14 protein-coding genes and 1 pseudogene are annotated in these 17,030 nt (G+C 71.0%); 7 read left to right on the top strand and 8 right to left on the bottom strand.

Going from position 1 to position 17,030, the window contains the following annotated elements:
- Positions 1–111: 111 nt before the first annotated feature.
- The 5 genes from ACWD04_RS10670 to ACWD04_RS10690 all read right to left on the bottom strand — a co-directional run bounded on the left by ACWD04_RS10670 (position 112) and on the right by ACWD04_RS10690 (position 6,454).
- Positions 112–1,056 carry a S66 peptidase family protein gene (locus ACWD04_RS10670; protein WP_451130262.1) on the bottom strand — a complete coding sequence of 315 codons (945 nt, stop codon included), beginning with the start codon at positions 1,054–1,056 and terminating at the stop codon, positions 112–114.
- Positions 1,053–3,053, bottom strand: coding sequence for a S9 family peptidase (locus ACWD04_RS10675; RefSeq protein WP_451130264.1), 2,001 nt, complete (start codon positions 3,051–3,053; stop codon positions 1,053–1,055). Before ACWD04_RS10675 ends, ACWD04_RS10670 begins: the two co-directional genes overlap by 4 nt.
- 59 nt (positions 3,054–3,112) lie before the next feature.
- Positions 3,113–4,456, bottom strand: a complete 1,344-nt coding sequence (locus tag ACWD04_RS10680; protein WP_451130266.1) for a M20/M25/M40 family metallo-hydrolase — start codon at positions 4,454–4,456, stop codon at positions 3,113–3,115.
- Entirely contained in the window at positions 4,449–5,282 is an 834-nt protein-coding gene (locus ACWD04_RS10685; RefSeq protein WP_451130268.1) for a M55 family metallopeptidase, read from the bottom strand. Before ACWD04_RS10685 ends, ACWD04_RS10680 begins: the two co-directional genes overlap by 8 nt.
- A 170-nt stretch (positions 5,283–5,452) precedes the next feature.
- Positions 5,453–6,454 (bottom strand): aldo/keto reductase, encoded by a 1,002-nt coding sequence (locus tag ACWD04_RS10690; RefSeq protein ID WP_451130270.1) that lies wholly within the window; start codon positions 6,452–6,454, stop codon positions 5,453–5,455.
- Between the two features lie 124 nt (positions 6,455–6,578).
- Between ACWD04_RS10690 and ACWD04_RS10695 the strand changes: the two genes are divergently transcribed.
- Positions 6,579–7,472: a LysR family transcriptional regulator gene (locus ACWD04_RS10695; RefSeq protein ID WP_451130272.1), complete on the top strand. Its 894-nt coding sequence runs from the start codon at positions 6,579–6,581 to the stop codon at positions 7,470–7,472.
- A 27-nt stretch (positions 7,473–7,499) separates the two neighbouring features.
- Positions 7,500–7,808 (top strand): annotated as a pseudogene (locus tag ACWD04_RS10700) (acyltransferase family protein); the annotation flags it as partial.
- A 215-nt stretch (positions 7,809–8,023) separates the two neighbouring features.
- On the opposite strand, the gene ACWD04_RS10705 reads toward ACWD04_RS10700, so the two are convergent.
- On the bottom strand, positions 8,024–8,467 hold the full coding sequence (locus ACWD04_RS10705) for an SRPBCC family protein (protein ID WP_451130274.1): 444 nt from the start codon (positions 8,465–8,467) through the stop codon (positions 8,024–8,026).
- A 148-nt stretch (positions 8,468–8,615) separates the two neighbouring features.
- Between ACWD04_RS10705 and ACWD04_RS10710 the strand changes: the two genes are divergently transcribed.
- The gene (locus ACWD04_RS10710) at positions 8,616–9,668 is read left to right on the top strand and encodes an Rv2578c family radical SAM protein (RefSeq protein WP_451130276.1); all 1,053 of its coding nucleotides are present in this window, start codon (positions 8,616–8,618) and stop codon (positions 9,666–9,668) included.
- A 127-nt stretch (positions 9,669–9,795) separates the two neighbouring features.
- Positions 9,796–11,385 carry an alpha/beta hydrolase gene (locus ACWD04_RS10715; protein WP_451130278.1) on the top strand — a complete coding sequence of 530 codons (1,590 nt, stop codon included), beginning with the start codon at positions 9,796–9,798 and terminating at the stop codon, positions 11,383–11,385.
- Between the two features lie 507 nt (positions 11,386–11,892).
- Here ACWD04_RS10715 and ACWD04_RS10720 read toward each other — a convergent pair.
- Positions 11,893–12,465, bottom strand: coding sequence for an adenylosuccinate lyase (locus ACWD04_RS10720; RefSeq protein ID WP_451130280.1), 573 nt, complete (start codon positions 12,463–12,465; stop codon positions 11,893–11,895).
- A gap of 339 nt (positions 12,466–12,804) precedes the next feature.
- Between ACWD04_RS10720 and ACWD04_RS10725 the strand changes: the two genes are divergently transcribed.
- Both ACWD04_RS10725 and ACWD04_RS10730 read left to right on the top strand, forming a co-directional pair.
- Entirely contained in the window at positions 12,805–14,592 is a 1,788-nt protein-coding gene (locus ACWD04_RS10725; protein ID WP_451130282.1) for a 3-hydroxyacyl-CoA dehydrogenase family protein, read from the top strand.
- Positions 14,593–14,683: 91 nt separating this feature from the next.
- Positions 14,684–15,499 carry a TetR family transcriptional regulator gene (locus tag ACWD04_RS10730; RefSeq protein WP_451130284.1) on the top strand — a complete coding sequence of 272 codons (816 nt, stop codon included), beginning with the start codon at positions 14,684–14,686 and terminating at the stop codon, positions 15,497–15,499.
- Positions 15,500–15,518: 19 nt separating this feature from the next.
- Here the strand turns inward: ACWD04_RS10730 and ACWD04_RS10735 are convergent, their stop codons facing one another.
- On the bottom strand, positions 15,519–16,271 hold the full coding sequence (locus ACWD04_RS10735; RefSeq protein WP_451130286.1) for a restriction endonuclease: 753 nt from the start codon (positions 16,269–16,271) through the stop codon (positions 15,519–15,521).
- A 127-nt stretch (positions 16,272–16,398) separates the two neighbouring features.
- Here ACWD04_RS10735 and ACWD04_RS10740 point away from each other — a divergent pair, with 127 nt between their 5' ends.
- Positions 16,399–16,788, top strand: a complete 390-nt coding sequence (locus ACWD04_RS10740; protein WP_451130288.1) for a hypothetical protein — start codon at positions 16,399–16,401, stop codon at positions 16,786–16,788.
- Positions 16,789–17,030: the final 242 nt, after the last annotated feature.

Here is a 17,030-nt window from a genome sequence, read left to right on the forward strand (position 1 = left end):
ACCGGGCTTGGTCATGGTGTGACACATCTCATACCACTGTCAACGTGCGGGAACCGCGTTTCACGGATGATCGGCGTTCGCGCCCACCACCCGGCGTGTCCGGTCGACGCGTCAGAGCAGCGCCGGCACCTGGACCGTGAGGGTGCACCGGCCGCCGTCAGCCGGGGCCTCCAGTACCGCCGGCACACCGAGCGGGACGGTCAGCGCCGTGGGGCCGTGGCCGAAGCCGAGCTCCTCGACCACCGGAATCCCGAGACCGCCGAGCCGGTCGGCGAGCACGGCCCGCACCGCCTCATACGGGCCGCAGGCCTCCCACGAGCCGCACACGACCCCGGATATCCCGTCGAGGGCGCCGATGCGCAGCAGCCGGGTGAGGATGCCGTCGAGCCGGTAGGGCTCCTCCGTGGTGTCCTCGAGCATCAGCAGCCCACCCCGGGCGGAGATCCGGGCGCACGGGGTGCCCGCGTCGGCGGCGAGCAGGCTCGCGCAGCCGCCGTAGGTGATCCCCCGGGCCGTGCCGGGGACCAGTGCTGCCGCCGCGTCCAGGCCCAGGATCTGCACGGACTCCGGCTCGAACAAGGTCGAGCGGAGGGCCTGCTGGGTGGCCGCGTCCTTCAGGAAGACCTCGGTGGCGACCATCGGGCCGTGCAGGGTCGAGAACCCGGTCCGCAGAGCGAACGCCTCGTGCAGCACCGTGATGTCGCTGTAGCCGACGAACACCTTGGGCCCGGCCGCCCGCATCGCGGGCCAGTCCAGGAGATCGACCACGCGGTGGGCGCCGTACCCTCCCCGGGCGCACAGCACGGCGTCCACGTCCGGGTCGCACCAGGCCTCCTGGAGGTCCCGGGCGCGGTTCCCGTCCGTACCCGCGAGGTATTCCAGCTCCGGGTGCGTGTCGCGTACGTGGGGGGCCACGACGGGGTCGAGGCCCCAGCCGCGCAGCAGGTCAAGACCGTGCTCCAGCCGCTCGGCCGGCACGGGGCCGCTGGGGGCGACGACCGCGACCCTGCCTCCGGGCCGCAGCCGGCCCGGGCGGGCCGATGGTTCCAGGTTCACGCCTTCAGCTCCAGCCGGGGTACATCGGAGCGTTCGAGGCCGAACGTCTGGGCGTACAGGGAGAGTTCCGCCTCCAGTGCGCGCTTCATGGTGTCGGTGCGCCGGAAACCATGGCCCTCCCCCTCGAAGGTGAGGTAGGCGTGCGGGATTCCGCGCCCCTCCGTCGCGGCGAGGAAGCGCTCGCACTGAGCCGGTGGGCAGATCGGGTCATCGAGGCCCTGGAGCAGAAGGAACGGCGTGGTGAGCCCGTCCGTGTGAGTGACGGGCGAGCGCTCCCGGTAGCGCTCGGGTACCTCGGCGTACGGGCCTACGAGTGATTCCAGGTACTGCGACTCGAAGTCGTGCGTCTCACCGGTCGCCCAGCCCTCCAGGTCGAGGATCGGATAGCTGATCGCTCCGCAGGCGTACACGTCGGTCTGCGCAAGCGAGGCGGCGGTGGTCCAGCCCCCGGCGCTTCCGCCCCGGATCGCCAGCCGGTCACGGTCGGCCGTGCCCTCCTCCGCCAGCCCCAGGGCGACGGCCGCACAGTCCTCCACGTCGACGACACCCCACTGTCCGCGGAGCCGTTCACGGTAGGCGCGGCCGTAACCGGTCGAACCGCCGTAGTCGACCTCGACGACGCCGATGCCCCGGGAGGTGAAGTAGGCGATCTCCAGGTCGAGTACGAGAGCAGCGCGGCCGGTGGGGCCGCCGTGTACCCAGATGACGTAGGGCGGCAGCTCACCCACAGGTCCTGTGCGGTCGGGGTGGCGCGGTGGGTACACCTGGGCGTGGATCTCGCGGTCGCCCGGCCCGGTGAAGGTGCGGACCAGCGGCTCGGGACAGTAGGCGGGGTCGACCGCGTCCTGGTGGGGCGCTCCGATCGTCCGGGTGTGCCCCGTGGCCGTGTCCAGCTCGACCACCTCGTACGACGTGCGAGGGCTCGCGGCGATGCCGATGACCCTGGTGTCCTGCACGGCGAGCGTCTCCGCCCACGCGGTCCAGGGGCCCACGGCGTCGACGAGTTCGCCGGTCTCCGGATCGAGCACACCGAGCGCGGTGGTACCCCGGCCGTGGATGACCGCGATCAGCCCGTTGTCCAGGAGGTGGAACCAGCGGAGGCCGATCTTCCACAGCGGTCCGCCGAACTCCTCGCTCCGGCCGGTGCAGAGCCGGTTGGTGGGCACGACCGCACCGACGACGGCGTCGGGCCTGATCCGCTGCAGCTCCCACCAGCCCCCGACGTCCGACACGAAGAGCAGCGAGCCGTCCCGGTCCCACTCCACCTGCGCGACCGACTCGTCGGTGCCGCCGACCAGGAGACGGACCCCGGTGAAGTGACCCTCCGCGGTGACGTCGGCCATCTTCACCACCGTGCCGTCCCACGGCATCTGTGGATGGTCCCACGCGATCCAGGCGGCGCGGCGGCCGTCGTGCGACAGCTTGGGCCCGGTGACGAACCGGTTCCGGTCGTCGGTGAGCTCACGCACGGCGCCGCGGTCCCCTGCGGCCGAGCCGTCCAACGGCACCGCGGCGATCACGCGTCGCACATCGGTAGGCGATCCTCCGGTGAACTCCTCCAGCACGCACCACACTTCGTTGCGGCCGAGGTGCAACTGCGGATCGACCCAGCGCAGTCCGCCGCCGAGGTCCGACACGGGGGTGAGCGGCCACGGTCCGGCGGGCCCGTCCGGCGCGTAGGCGTACAGCCGCTGGTCCGGGAAGTGGACGAAGACGACCAGGGGCCCGCCTTCCTCCCGCGCCGCACCGGCCCACGGCATTCCGCCGTACTCGATGACACGGCTGCGGAGGTTCCACGGCTCGGGGAGAACGGACCGGGTGCTGCCGTCGGCCCGGCGGCGCACGAGGGCGCGGCGGCCGCCTTCGGCCGGGCGCGGTTCGGTCCACCACACCTCGTCGCCGACGGTGCCGACGAATTCCGGCCGGCCGTCGTGCGAGGCGGTGAGCGCCGCGTCGATCGGTGACGGCCATGTGCCGTACGCCGCTGTGGACACCATGGTCGGTTCCCTCTCTTCGGTCGGGCGGTGCGGTGCGGTTCGTCGGGCGGTGCGGTTCGTCAGGCGGTGCGCAGGAAGTGGTCCAGGACGCGGACGCCGAAGTGCAGGGCGTCGACGGGGACCCGCTCGTCGACGCCGTGGAACAGCGCCTGGTAGTCGAAGCCGACGGGAAGCTTCAGCGGGGAGTAGCCGTAGCCCGTGATGCCGAGGCGGGAGAACTGCTTCGCGTCCGTGCCGCCGGACATGCAGTAGGGAACGACGTGCGCGTCCGGGTCGAACAGCTCGATGGCCGCGCGCATCTTCGCGTACGTCGGTGAGCCGACCGGGGCTTCGAGGGCGATCTCACGGTGCTGGAACGTCCAGTCGACGCCGGGGCCGGTCAGCCGGTCCAGAGTCTCGCGGAACTCGTCCTCCCCGCCGGGAACCATGCGTCCGTCGATCTGGGCGGTGGCATGGCCCGGGATCACATTGACCTTGTAACCGGCCTCCAGCATCGTCGGGTTGGTGCTGTTGCGCACCGTCGGCTCGACCAGGGCGGCGGCCGGGCCGAGCTTGCCGAGGAGCTCGTCCACGTCGAATCCGGGAGCGTCGAGGTCGACACGGATGTGGTGGAGTGCGGCGATCTCGGTGAGGGCGGCCCGTACCGTCGGGGTCAGCCGTACCGGCCACTCGTACGCGCCGATCCGGGCGACGGCGGCGGCGAGCCTGCTGACGGCGTTGGCCTTGTTGACCTTGGAGCCGTGGCCGGCCCTGCCCTCGGCGGTCAGCTTCAGCCAGCCCGTTCCGCGTTCCCCCGCCGCGACGGGGTAGAGCGACATGCCGGGCCCGGCATGGAAGGTGAAGGCACCGGACTCGCTGATGCCCTCCGTACACCCCTCGAAGAGCTCGGGGTGCCGGTCGGCGAGGAAGCCGGCGCCGTCGTCCGCGCTGGCCTCCTCGTCGGCCGTGTAGGCGATGACGATGTCGCGGCGCGGGCGTATGCCCGCACGCGCCCAGGCCCGGACGACCGCGAGGACCATCGCGTCCATGTTCTTCATGTCGATGGCGCCACGGCCCCACACGACGCCGTCGCGCACCTCCCCGGAGAAGGGATGCACGGTCCAGTCGGCCGCCACGGCAGGCACCACGTCGAGGTGCCCGTGCACGAGGAGCGCGTCGGCGGACGGGTCGGTGCCCTCGATCCGGGCCACGACGTTCGTCCGCCCCTGCGTGCGCTCCAGCAGCACGGGCTCCAGCCCGGCGCCGGCCAAGCGCTCGGCGACGTACTCCGCGGCCGGGCGCTCCCGGCAGCTGCCGTCGCCGCGGTTGGTCGTGTCGATGCGGATCAGCTCGGAGGTGAACGTCACCGATTCCCCGAGCGCCTGCTCGTCGACCGCTCCGGTGGGATTGCTCGCCTCATCCATACTGTTCCTCCACGGCGGCCGACACGATCGTCGTCACCGCCTTGAACGTGCGAATACCTTCGTACATCGTCCCGCTGGTATAGGCGACGCGCCGCTCGCCGCTCGGCGCCACGCCGGGGACCACGGTCGCGGCGCCCGCCAGCTGCTCCGCGTCGAACTCCAGCTCCACCGTGTACGAGCCGCTCGTCACAGGCGCGTGGCGTACGGCGAGCGCCGTCGCCTCGGCGGCGGCCGCCCTGATGTCGGCGGCGGTGCGGGTCGGGGTGCGGCACACGGCGGCGTACCGCGAGACGTGGTCCTTCACCGCGACGGTGCGCGCCCCGGGGGCGTAGCCGCCGGCGTCCTCGCAGGTCAGGTCATCGCCGGTGACCAGGATGACGGGGACGCCGTACTCCGCCGCCACATGGGCGTTGAGCAGGCCCTCACTGGCGCGGACCCCGTTCAGCCAGACCCCGGTGATGGAGTTGGCGAGGTAGGTGTGGGCGAGCACGCCCTCCGTGCCGGCGCCCGTGTGGTAGCCGACGAACGCCACGCCGTCGACGTCGCCGTGCTGGATGCCCTCGACCATGGAGAGGGACTTGTGCTTGCCGGTGAGCATCTGGACGCGCTCGTCGAGCCGCTCCAGAAGCAGATTGCGCATGCTCCAGTGGGCCTCGTTGACGAGGACCTCGTCCGCGCCCCCGTCGTAGAAGCCGAGTGCGGCGGCATTCACATCGGAGGTGAAGAGCGCACGGCACCGCTCCCACTGCGGGGTGCCGGGCAGCACATCGGCGGGCCAGGTCACTCCGGTGGCGCCCTCCATGTCGGCGCTGACGAGGATCTTCACGTGCGCGGTCCTGTCGCTGGTCGGTCGCTCCCCCGCCCGTCCCCGGGAAGAGGATCTTCGTGCCGCATCACGGTACGCGCCGGGACAGCACCTAACCAGAGCCTTCGTGATCTGTCACTGGTCCAGTCCGGTGAAGCCGTCCGCCGCGGGGCGGCGGACGGCTTCAGGGATCATGCGCGGGCGGTGCCCTTGACGAACTCCGCGATCCGGGCGAGTTCGTCCTCGCCGAACTCCAGGCCGCGGACGGCCTCGACGCTGTTCTCCAGCTGGGCGACACTGCTCGCGCCGACGACGGCGGAGGTGACCCGGCCGCCGCGCAGCACCCAGGCGAGCGCCATCTGGGCGAGGGACTGTCCGCGCTCCCGGGCCAGTTCGTTCAGCGCGCCCAGCCGGCTCACCAGGTCCGGGGTGACGGCCTCGGCCGACAGGAACGGGCTGGTCCCCGCCGCGCGCGACCCCTCCGGGATGCCGTGCAGATAGCGGTCGGAGAGGATGCCCTGCTCCAGCGGGGAGTAAGCGACGGAGCCGGTGCCGAGCTCATCCAGGACGTCCAGCAGTCCGTCTTCGACCCAGCGGTCCAGCATGGAGTAGCGGGGCTGGTGGATGAGCAGGGGGGTGCCCAGCTCGTTCAGAATGCGGGCGGCCTCGCGGGTCTGCTCGGCGGAGTAGTTGGAGACGCCGGCGTAGAGCGCCTTGCCCTGGCGCACCGCCGTGTCGAGCGCGCCCATCGTCTCCTCGAGCGGGGTGTCGGGGTCGAAGCGGTGCGAGTAGAAGATGTCGACGTAATCGAGGCCGAGCCGGGTCAGGCTCTGGTCCAGCGACGAGCGCAGGCTCTTGCGGGACCCCCACTCCCCGTACGGTCCCTCCCACATGTGGTAGCCGGCCTTGGTGGAGATGACGATCTCGTCCCGCAGCCCGGCGAAGTCCGTCTTCAGGGCACGGCCCATGGCGACCTCGGCGGAGCCGGGGGGCGGGCCGTAGTTGTTGGCGAGGTCGAAGTGGGTGATGCCGAGGTCGAAGGCCCGGCGCAGGATCTCGCCCTGACTCTCGGGGGTCCGGTCGCCTCCGAAGTTGTGCCAGAGCCCGAGCGACAGCGCGGGGAGCAGCAGGCCGCTGCTGCCGGTGCGCCGGTAGGGCATGGCGGAGTAGCGGTCGGCGGACGGAAGGTACATGCGAGCACTCCACAGGACACGGCGTAGCGCGCCAGATCTGGTGCGCGTCCTCAAGACTGGCGGAGAAAGATCCAGCGGTCCAACAGGAGATTCCGCTGGGATTCATCGCCTAGATTGCTCAATCATGGAACTGCGTCAGCTGGAGCACTTCATCGCGGTCGCCGAGGAGCGGCACTTCACCCGCGCGGCCGAACGTCTGGCCGTGTCCCAGTCCGGGCTGTCCGCGTCCGTCCGGGCGCTGGAACACGAGCTGAAGACGCCGCTGTTCAGCCGTACGACACGAACGGTCCGGCTCACCGAGGCGGGGGCTGCCCTGCTGGTGGAGGCGGAGCGCACGCTGGCGGGTGCCAGGGCGGCGCGGGACGCCGTCGACGCCGTGAGGGGGCTGCTGCGCGGCACGCTGACGCTGGGGGTGGAGCAGTGCGTGGCCGGGGTCCGCACGGCGCGGCTGCTCGCCGCCTTCCACCGGGAGCATCCGCACATGGAGATCAGGCTCCGGCAGGAGGGCACGTCGAGCCTGCTCGAAGGGGTGGCCGGCGGCCGGCTGGACCTCGCCTTCGCCGCGACCGTCAGCCCGCGGGAGTGGCGGGGCGAGCTCGTGCCGCTGGCGCGGGAGCCCATGGTCGTCCTGTGCGCCCCCGGCCACCGGCTCGCCGAGAAGGGCTTGCGGGTGGCGTGGGACGAGCTGCGCGGCGAGTCGTTCATCGACTTCCACCCGGACTGGGGGCCCCGGCGCGCCGCGGACGAGGCGTTCGGCACGGCGGGGGTCCGGCGCACGGTGGCGCTGGAGGTCAACGACGTGCACAGTCTGCTGGAGCTGGTGCACGAGGGCCTCGGGATCGCGGTGGTCCCGCACCACTTCTCCCGTAAGCCGGAGGCACAGGGCCTGGTCGCGGTGGAGCTCGACGGATCGCACCGGCCGGCCTACGAGAGTGTCGTGGTGCTCCCGTCGGCCCGGGCCATGAGCCCGGGGGCGCGGGCGCTGATGACGCTGGTCCGGGAGGCTCCGCTGCGCTGAACCGGGCAGGCTGCGGGCAGCCTCCCCGCCGACTTGCTTCTGCTGCGCTTCCGGCCCCGCTTCGACGGCCTCGCACGTCGTCCGGTGGCCGACCGGATCGTCACGGTGTTCAACGCCCGCGCTCTGACGGTCAGTCTCTGGCACGAGGTGGCACTGATGGCCGCGGTGCCGCTGATCGATCTGATGTGGGTAGTGGCTGCCCTGGAACAGCACCTCCCGCTGGAGAGCCTGTGGGCGCGGTCCGGCATCGCGTGGGTGTTGGTCGCGGCCGCGGTGGTGTGCTTCGGCTGGGTCGAGGACGTCGCGGCGAGACGGACATCCCGCCTGCTGCCGTGAGAGCGCGGAGGGCGTGCGAGAAGCTGTCATGATCATGGCAGCTGCGCCCGTTTCCCGGCATCAGGCAGCAAGACGAGGCACACGCGCACAGACGCGCGCACGGCGCACACAGGGGCTCATGCGCCGACGGGAGGCGCGACGACGCACGCCCGGCCACCCGGAACACCTCTCGTTCCGGTGGGACCGGCCGCGACGTCGACAACAGGGGAGCAGGGTTACTTCTCGACCTCGGTGGCGAGATTCTGCAGCAGCTCGTCGTAGATGCGACCGAGCCCCTTGGGTGCGAAGGTCCTCTCGAAGAATCCGCCGATGCCGCCGGCACCGTCCCACACGGTCGTGACGACGGCCTTGGACTTCCCCTCACCGGCCGGGGTGACGGTCCAGGTGGTGACCATCGTGGAGTTGCGGTCCTTCTCGATCAGCTGCCCGTCGGTGGGTTCGGTGACCTCGAGCAGGCAGTCGCGGACCCGCTTGCTCGTGGCCTGGAGCTTCCAGTGGACGAGCGTGCCTTCGCCGTCGCCGCCCTCGCGCACCTCGTACTCACTGAAGTGCCCGGTCATCACCTTGCCCCGGACCTCCTTGTAGTCGGCCAGCGCATCGAACACCGTCTCTGCGTCCGCCGCGATGATCCGCTCTGTCGTGGCCTCGACCTGCGCCATGCCTGCTCCTCCAGCACTCGGTTGTTCGGGGTCGTGCTGAGCCAACCACCTCGGGTGCGGCCCCTCAAAATCGCCCCCGGCGCCACACCGCGCACGATCAAGGGAACACATGTTCTATTCTCTGCGGAGTGCTACCAAGGAGGCGCACATGCGCTGGGACAATCTGGCCGAAAACACCGCACAGAGCGCGGAACGCGAGCGCGGCGCGCTCTTCTCCGCGGACGCGGTGACGACCCGCACCTTCGACAGCCCGGAATTCAGGGGAATCACTTTCCATGAGATCCGGGCCCGCTCGATCGTGAACCGGGTGCCCGGGGCCTCCCGCATGCCGTTCGAATGGACGGTGAACCCGTATCGGGGCTGCACGCATGCCTGCGTGTACTGCTTCGCCCGCAAGACCCACAGCTATCTGGACCTGGACACCGGTCTCGGTTTCGACTCCCAGATCGTCGTCAAGGTCAACGCCGCCGAACTGCTGAGCCGTCACCTGGCCTCCCGCCGGTGGCACGGCCAGCACATCGCGATGGGCACGAACGTCGACTGCTACCAACGGGCCGAAGGCCGCTACCGGCTGATGCCCGGCATCATCGCGGCCCTGCGCGATCACGCGAACCCCTTCTCCATCCTCACCAAGGGCACGCTGATCCTGCGCGACCTCGACCTGCTGCGGCAGGCCGCCGCGGTCACCGAGGTCGGCGTCTCCGTCTCCGTCGGATTCACCGACCCCGAGCTGTGGCGCACGGTCGAGCCGGGCACCCCCTCCCCCGAGCGCCGCCTCGACGTCGTCCGCACCATGGCGGACAACGGGATCGCCTGCGGAGTCCTGATGGCTCCGGTCATCCCGTTTCTCGGCGACCATCCCGACCAGCTGCGCGCCACGGTTCGCGCCGTCGCCGCCGCCGGAGCGACCTCGGTCACGCCGCTCGTGCTGCACCTGCGGCCCGGCGCCCGTGAGTGGTTCATGCAGTGGCTCGCACACCACCATCCGCACCTGGTGCGACGCTACGAACAGATGTACGCGGACGGGGCGTACGCGCCCACCTGGTACCAGCGGGGCATCACCCGCCGCGTGCACGAACTGGCGGCCGAGTTCGGCATCGGCCCGGCCGACCGGGGCGGCTCCCGCCGCATCGGCCACGAGGCCCCGGCGGACCTGGCGGAAGATCACGCACCCGGCCCCACCCAGCTGACCCTGCTCTGACCGCACCGGTCTCCCGGCCCGTACGGGTCAACTCTCGACGCCATGTGTCCTTCCGCGCCCGGATCCGGGAAGCATGCGGCGGGGGCTGTGCCACCCACAGCCGCATCGCCCGACCACGGGAGGCCATATGACGAAGCGTGCAGGAATCCTCGTCGCCGTCGGCGCCACGGTCGCGGGTCTGGTGACCGCCGCACCGTCCACCGCGTCCACGCCGTCCACCACGTCCGCCGGAACGGGGCCGGCCGCCGCGCCGCTCAAGTGGACCGGCTGCGGGACGAAGTCGTATCCGGCTCTGCAGTGCTCTACCGTCCGCTCCCCGCTCGCCCATGACAACCCGTCGGGCAGACAGATCACCCTCGCCCTCTCCCGGATCCCGCACACGGCGAAGACTTCGCAGGGGCCGCTGCTGGTCAACCCCGGCGGCCCCGGTGGCAGCGGGCTGTCCATGGCCGGCTTCGTGGCGTCCTCGCTGCCCGCCGAGCTCGCCGCGCAGTACGACGTGATCGGGTTCGACCCGCGCGGGGTCGGCAGGAGCACCCCTGCCCTGGACTGCGTACCTAAGCACTTCGAGCCCGTACGCCCCGACAGCGTGCCGGACTCCTACGAGGCGGAGAGAACCGGGCGCAACCGGGCGGCGGCCTTCGCCGCCGCGTGCGGCGAGAAGCATGGCGACCTGCTGCCGTACATGGACACCGTCAGTGCCGCGAAGGACCTTGACGTCATCCGCAGGGCCCTCTCGGCTCCTCGGATCAACTACTTCGGATACTCCTACGGCACCTACCTGGGCGCGGTCTACGCCAAGCTGTTCCCCGAGCGCGTACGCCGCCTGGTACTGGACTCCGTCGTCGACCCGGACGGCGTCTGGTACGAGAACAACCTCGGCCAGGACCACGCGTTCGACGCCCGCCACAAGGCGTTCGCCGCATGGGTCGCGAAGAACGACGCCACGTACGAACTCGGCGGCGACCCAGCTGTGGTCGAGGCGGCGTGGTATCGGATGCGGGACGCGGTGAAGAAGCACCCCGCGGCCGGCAAGGTCGGGCCGGGCGAGCTCGAGGACACCTTCATGCCCGGCGGCTACTACAACGGCTACTGGCCGCGCCTCGCCGAGGCGTTCGCCGCGTACGTGAACGACAAGGACCAGGAGGCCCTCGCCGCCGCGTACGAGAACTTCGCCGCCGTGGACAGGAGCGGCGACAACGGGTACTCCGTCTACACGGCGGTGCAGTGCCGCGATGCCGGCTGGCCCCGGAACTGGAACACCTGGCGCAACGACACCTGGCAGACGCACCGCAAGGCGCCCTTCATGGCGTGGAACAACACCTGGTACAACGCCCCGTGCGCCACCTGGCCGGTGGAACCGCTGGAGCCCGTGCGGGTCATGAACGACAGGATCCCGCCCGCTCTGCTCTTCCAGGCCACCGACGACGCGGCCACGCCCTACGAGGGCGGCGTCTCCATGAGCCTCAGGCTGAAGGGCTCCGGGCTCGTCGTCGAGCAGGGCGGTGGCAACCACGGCATCACACTGAGCGGCAACGACTGCCTCGACGCCCATCTGGTGGACTACCTCACCGACGGCACCCTCCCGACCGGCGGCGGCAGCGGCCCGGACGCGGTCTGCGACGCCCAGCCGGAGCCGAAGCCCGCCCCGGCCACGAAGGCGGGCGCGAACACGATGGGTAAGACGCTGCACGGCCTGCTCGGCTTCCACGGCTGATTCCGTGCACGTCACCTGTGAGGACGCCCTGTCCGCAGCGATACCGCGCCGTGGCGCGTTGGCCGGCTTCGCTCTTCTCCTTTTCCGCGACTGCGGCCTTGCGCCGGGCTTCTTCTTCCTGCCGCTGCTTGGTGACCGCGATGGAGAACGCTTCGGTCGCTGCCTTGATTGCGGCTGCCGCGTCCTTTCCGGCGGCGGTCGCCGACTGGCGTGCCTGGTCAGCGAAGTACCAGGCGTTGGAGGCGTGGACCTGTGCCAGTTCCGAGGAGAGGGTGGCATTGGCTGCGGAGCCGGCGGCATCGGTCGCTGCGATGTTTGCGCTGCTGGCCGCGTCGCGTGCGGTCTTCGCGGAGGCGGCGGCACTTGCCGCGGAGGCCGAGGCGTCCTTGCCGTGCCGGTCCGCATCGCATCGCCTTCCCGTAGTCCGGCCGACGGAATTCTCGCGCCGGGGACCTACGCCAGGATTGGCCCGCGTCGGGGGCGTCGGACACATACGCGACATGACGCTCAGCCCGCCGGGAGCCGGCTGAGCGCCTCCGCCGCCGCCACGCCGAGGCGTGGGTGCGGCAGAGCGGCCTCCAGGACCGGGCGGGCCCTGCCGTCCCCCAGGCTTCCCAGACCCTCGACGCAGGCGAGCGCGACCCGCCAGTGCGGCTCCTCGGGAGTGAGCAGCCGCTGCAGGGTGCCGATCAGGACGGACACCGACTCGGGGGCCCGCAGTGCGGTCAGCAGCCGCACCGGGTGCAGGGCGTAAGCCGTCCGCAGGCTGTTGGTGGCGAGCGCGGCCGCTGCCCCGGGTGTCCGGGGGTCACCGAGGAGCTCGAGGGCGTACGCAGCCGATACGCAGCGCTCGGGATCGCGGTGGTTGAGGAGGAGGACCAGCGTCTCGAAGGCCCGGCGGTCACCTCGGCAGCCGAGCCGGAACGCCGCGATCTCGCGGGCCCACAAAGGGCGTTCGCGTTCGACGAGGGCCGCAGCCAGCTCTTCGTCGTCCTCCGTGGCGAGCAGCCTGCGGAAGATCTCCGACTTTCCGGCCTCGTCTGCGATCCGGTCCGTCAGCGAGCGGAACTCCTCATCCATGACACTGAGTTTACGGGCGCACACGCACGGTGGCCGAAATGTGTGCCGGTGCACAGACGGCCGGGGCTGGCGCGCTCGTTACCCGTCGGTTAAGCTCAGGTGAGCGGGACACACACCCGCCGGCTCCGGTGGCCTGGTGACGCAGCCATCCGGAGTGCTTGTCGGTTCGGCAATGCGAGAGACGCGGCTCGGGACAGAGCCCGTCACCCCTCCCCGGGTGCCGTACGCACCCGGGACCGTGCACCACGACACGCGATGTGCGCACACCGGGCGCCGGTTGATACCGACGCCGCGCTCCGCCGTGCTTCTCTCAGTCGTCACTCACCCTGGAGTCCCGTGATGGACACCCCGCTCACCACCATTGCCGTCGTCGGCCTCGGCACCATGGGCACCGGCATCGCCGAGGTCCTGGCCCGTGCGGGCCGCGAGGTCATCGGCATCGACATCAGCGAAGCCGCCGCCCGGCAGGCCGTCGCCTCCCTGGAGGCCTCCACCGCACGTGCCGTGCGCCGTGATCGGATCACGGAACAGGAGCGGCGCGACATCCTCGCCCGGTTCCGTACGTTCTCCGATCTGCAGGCCGCCGCGGAGGCGGAGCTGGTCATCGAGGTCGTGCCGGAGACGTACGAGATCAAGCAGCAGGTCTTCCGGGAGCTCGACGCGACGGTCTCCCCCACCGCGATCCTCGCGACCGGCACGAACGCCCTGTCCGTGACCCGGCTCGCCGCCGAGTCGCAGCACCCCGAGCGTGTCCTCGGCCTGCACTTCTTCAATCCCGCACCCGCGATGAAGCTCGTCGAGGTGGTGTCCTCCGTGCTGACCGCCCCGCCCGCCGTGGAGAGCGTCACCCGGCTCGCCCGTGAGCTGGGCAAGGAGCCGGTCGCCCTCGGCGACCGGCCGGGTTTCGTCGCGGACGGTCTGCTGTTCGGCTATCTCAACCAGGCCGCGGCGATGTACGAGTCGAACTACGCCTCCCGCGAGGACATCGACGCCGCCATGAGGCTGGGCTGCGGGCTGCCGATGGGCCCCTTGGCGCTGCTCGACCTGATCGGCATCGACACGGCCCGCACGGTCCTGGAGGCCATGTACTCCGCGTCCCACGACCGGCTGCACGCCCCGGCCCCGGTCCTCGGGCAGCTCAGCGAAGCCGGCCTGACCGGCCGCAAGACAGGCCGTGGCTTCTACACGTACGACGCCCCCGGCGGCCAGGCCGTGGTGCCGGACGCGCTGACGCCCGCGGAGAGCGCGGGCGCCGTCACCGGGCGCGAGGTGTCCTCGGTTGGCGTGGCCGGGTCGGGGACGATGGCCTCGGGCATCGCGGAGGTCTTCGCGAAGGCCGGGTACGCCGTGGTCCTCGCCGCGCGCAGCCAGGAGAAGGCGGACACCGCCAAGGCGCGGATCGCCAAGTCGCTGGGGCGTTCCGTCGCCAAGGGACGGATGACGGAGGAGGCGCGGGACGAGGCGCTCGCCCGGATCACGGCGGCGGACTCACCGGACTCCTTCGCCCACGTCGATCTCGCGGTCGAGGCAGTCGCCGAGGACCTGGACATCAAGCGGCAGCTCTTCCAGACCCTGGACAAGGTCTGCAAGCCGGGCGCGGTGCTCGCGACCACCACCTCGTCGCTGCCGGTCGTGGCGGTCGCCCGGGTGACCTCGCGCCCCGAGGACGTCATCGGGATGCACTTCTTCAACCCGGCGCCCGCGATGAAGCTCGTCGAGGTGGTCCGCACGGTGCTGACCGCCGACGACGTCCACGCCACGGTCCGCGAGGTCTGCGTGAAGGTGCAAAAGCACCCCGTCGACTGCGGTGACCGGGCCGGCTTCATCGTGAACGCGCTGCTGTTCCCCTACCTCAACAACGCGATCAAGATGGTCGAGGAGCACTACGCGACGCTCGACGACATCGACGCCGCGATGAAGCTGGGCGGCGGCTACCCCATGGGGCCCTTCGAGCTCCTGGACGTCGTCGGCCTGGACGTCTCGCTCGCCATCGAGAAGGTTCTCCACGGCGAGTTCCGCGACCCGGGTCTCGCCCCGGCACCGCTGCTCGAGCATCTGGTGGCCGCGGGCTGCCTGGGCCGTAAGACGGGGCGCGGCTTCCGCGAATATGCCCGACGGGCCCACTGACCCCGGGGCCGGGTGGGGCGGGTTGCTGGGACCCCCGGGCGACCCGCCCCCACAGGCACACTCCCCTGCACCGATGGGTTACGTTCACCTCATGCCCCAACCCGCCAGGTCCCCTCGTTCCTCCGCCGCGACAGACGCCCCGGAAAGTGCCGCCGGCACCCGGGCCGCCGCCCAACGGCTCAAGATGCGCCGCGAACTGGCAGCCGCGGCGATGGAGCTCTTCGCCACGAAGGGGTACGAGGCGACGACGGTCGACGAGATCGCGGGGGCCGCCGGAGTCGCCCGGCGCACGTTCTTCCGCCACTTCCGTTCCAAGGAGGAGGCCATCTTCCCGGACCACGACGACACCCTCGTCAGGGCCGAGGCCGTACTCCACGCCGCCCCCGCGCACGAGCACCCGCTCGACACCGTGTGCCGCGGCATCAAGGAGGTCATGAAGATGTACGCGGCGAAGCCTGCGGTCTCCGTGGCGCGGTACAAGCTGACCCGCGAGGTACCCACACTCCGCGAGGCCGAGATCGCCTCGGTGGCCCGCTACGAGCGGCTCTTCACGCGCTATCTGCTGGGCCATTTCGATGAGCGTGACCACCATGTGGGCAATGACGACCCGCTGCTCGCCGAGGTCGCCGCGTCCGCTGTGGTGACCGCGCACAACCATGTGCTGCGGCGCTGGCTCCGCGCGGACGGCCAGGGCGACGTGGAGTCGCAGCTCGACCACGCGTTCGCGATCGTACGGGAGACCTTCGGCACGGGAATCGGAGCGGGGCGGACCGTGGGGGGCGATTCCGGTAAGGCCCCTGCGGCGACGGTGTCCAGGGAGGGCGAGGTGCTGGTCGCCGTGGCACGGACCGACGCACCGCTCGAAGAGGTCATGCGCACGATTCAACAGGCGCTGAAGGAGCACTGACCGGGCCCCCGCGAGGATTTCAGCCCTCTGCGGGCCGCAGAGCCGCTTCCTCGTGCCAGGGCGGCCGCGCGGCGCCCTCGCTCCACGCGGTGAGCTCGTCGAGACCGACACAGACGATGCCGCACTGTCCGGCGTATTCGAGAGCCGGTCCGGTGAAGTCTCCGGTGGTGACGACGACGGCCACCTCGGCCCCGTGCACCGCGTAGCAGGTGCCGCCGAAGCGCTGAAGCTCCTGCGAACCGACCTTGTTGTCGCTCGTGTACCTCTTGCACTGCACGACCAGACGGCGGCCGTCCGGCGTGCCGGCGATCACGTCCGCGCCCAGGTCGCCGGCGCCTCCGACCACTTCGACGTCCAGGCAGCCGTCCCGTCGGCAGAGAGCGGCCACGGCCTCCTCGAAGTCGTACGGGTCCATGGCCGCGTAGTCGACGGACCGCACCGGCTCGTGGCCGGGGACGGCCTCGTCCACGGCCGGATCCTCCAGGGCGGCGTCCACGACCTCGTACGCGGTCTCGACGGCCGCCGCCGCCGCCCCGGCCGCCATCCTGCGGCTGCGACGGACGCGCAGGAGCGCCACGACCCCGGCCACCAGGACGACGCCCGTGGCCACAGCGGCCACCGGATGCCGTTCGGCGCTCTCCAGCGCCGTGCGCACCGCCAGTCCGGCACCGCAGACCAGGAGGGCGAGGAACAGGAAGCCGAACGCCGTCCGCCGGACGTCGAATTCGGTGCTGCGGCCCTTCCGGACGCTTCTGCGTATCCGTGTGCCCATCGCTTGCCCACCCCTGTCCGTCGCGGCCTCACCAAGATCACTTCCATGTGCCCCGCGGCCGCCGGTTGACGCACCTGACCGGGAAAGCCTGATGGTCGGGCAGGAGGCGGCGTGCTCTGATGCGCCCATGGAACCCGACGGGATGCTGGCCCTTTTCGAGCGTGAGATGCGCGAACACGCCCGGCCGGACGGCCCCGGCACAAGAGTCGAACGGGTCGGTGACGTCGTACGGCAGACCGGCGGCCCCGACGACTGGAACGGCGTCGTGTGGACGGCGATGCATCCCGGTACCGGCTTCGCCGGGCTGTGGGGAGGAGGGACTTCGGCGCCCTGGCGGGGCAAGGGGATCCACCGGGCCCTGATCGCCCGCCGGGCCCGCCTCGCCGCCGGGCTCGGCTACCGCTTTCTCCAGGTCGACGCGACAGATCAGTCCGCCCCGATCCTGCGGCGGCTCGGCTTCACCGCCCTGAGCACGACGACGCCGTACGTGTACCGCACCGCGCCGCGACATGGATAAAAAAAGGAGCACCACGACATATCGCCCATGATGTTGCTCATGCGCGCCTACAGGATGACAATTGAGAGAAATTGTTGGCACCGCGTGCCTTGTCACCTGTCACGCAGTGCCATACGTTGAGGGTGTCCGGGCGGCCGGCGTGCAGAGATCTCTCGTACGCCGACTGTCCCCGCAGACCACGTGTCCGCGCGCCCGGACGCCTGCGTCACAGGCAAACCCTTCTGCTCCACCGAGCACGCACA

It is taken from the genome of Streptomyces sp. NPDC002911 (assembly GCF_053591835.1).

Excerpts from the sequence above, each read along its gene's own strand:
- ACWD04_RS10675 (WP_451130264.1), bottom strand. The coding sequence starts at position 3,053 with ATGGTGTCCACAGCGGCGTACGGCACATGGCCGTCACCGATCGACGCG.
- ACWD04_RS10680 (WP_451130266.1), bottom strand. The coding sequence starts at position 4,456 with ATGGATGAGGCGAGCAATCCCACCGGAGCGGTCGACGAGCAGGCGCTC.
- ACWD04_RS10690 (WP_451130270.1), bottom strand. The coding sequence starts at position 6,454 with ATGTACCTTCCGTCCGCCGACCGCTACTCCGCCATGCCCTACCGGCGC.
- ACWD04_RS10695 (WP_451130272.1), top strand. The coding sequence starts at position 6,579 with ATGGAACTGCGTCAGCTGGAGCACTTCATCGCGGTCGCCGAGGAGCGG.
- ACWD04_RS10705 (WP_451130274.1), bottom strand. The coding sequence starts at position 8,467 with ATGGCGCAGGTCGAGGCCACGACAGAGCGGATCATCGCGGCGGACGCA.
- ACWD04_RS10710 (WP_451130276.1), top strand. The coding sequence starts at position 8,616 with ATGCGCTGGGACAATCTGGCCGAAAACACCGCACAGAGCGCGGAACGC.
- ACWD04_RS10715 (WP_451130278.1), top strand. The coding sequence starts at position 9,796 with ATGACGAAGCGTGCAGGAATCCTCGTCGCCGTCGGCGCCACGGTCGCG.
- ACWD04_RS10720 (WP_451130280.1), bottom strand. The coding sequence starts at position 12,465 with ATGGATGAGGAGTTCCGCTCGCTGACGGACCGGATCGCAGACGAGGCC.
- ACWD04_RS10725 (WP_451130282.1), top strand. The coding sequence starts at position 12,805 with ATGGACACCCCGCTCACCACCATTGCCGTCGTCGGCCTCGGCACCATG.
- ACWD04_RS10730 (WP_451130284.1), top strand. The coding sequence starts at position 14,684 with ATGCCCCAACCCGCCAGGTCCCCTCGTTCCTCCGCCGCGACAGACGCC.
- ACWD04_RS10735 (WP_451130286.1), bottom strand. The coding sequence starts at position 16,271 with ATGGGCACACGGATACGCAGAAGCGTCCGGAAGGGCCGCAGCACCGAA.
- ACWD04_RS10740 (WP_451130288.1), top strand. The coding sequence starts at position 16,399 with ATGGAACCCGACGGGATGCTGGCCCTTTTCGAGCGTGAGATGCGCGAA.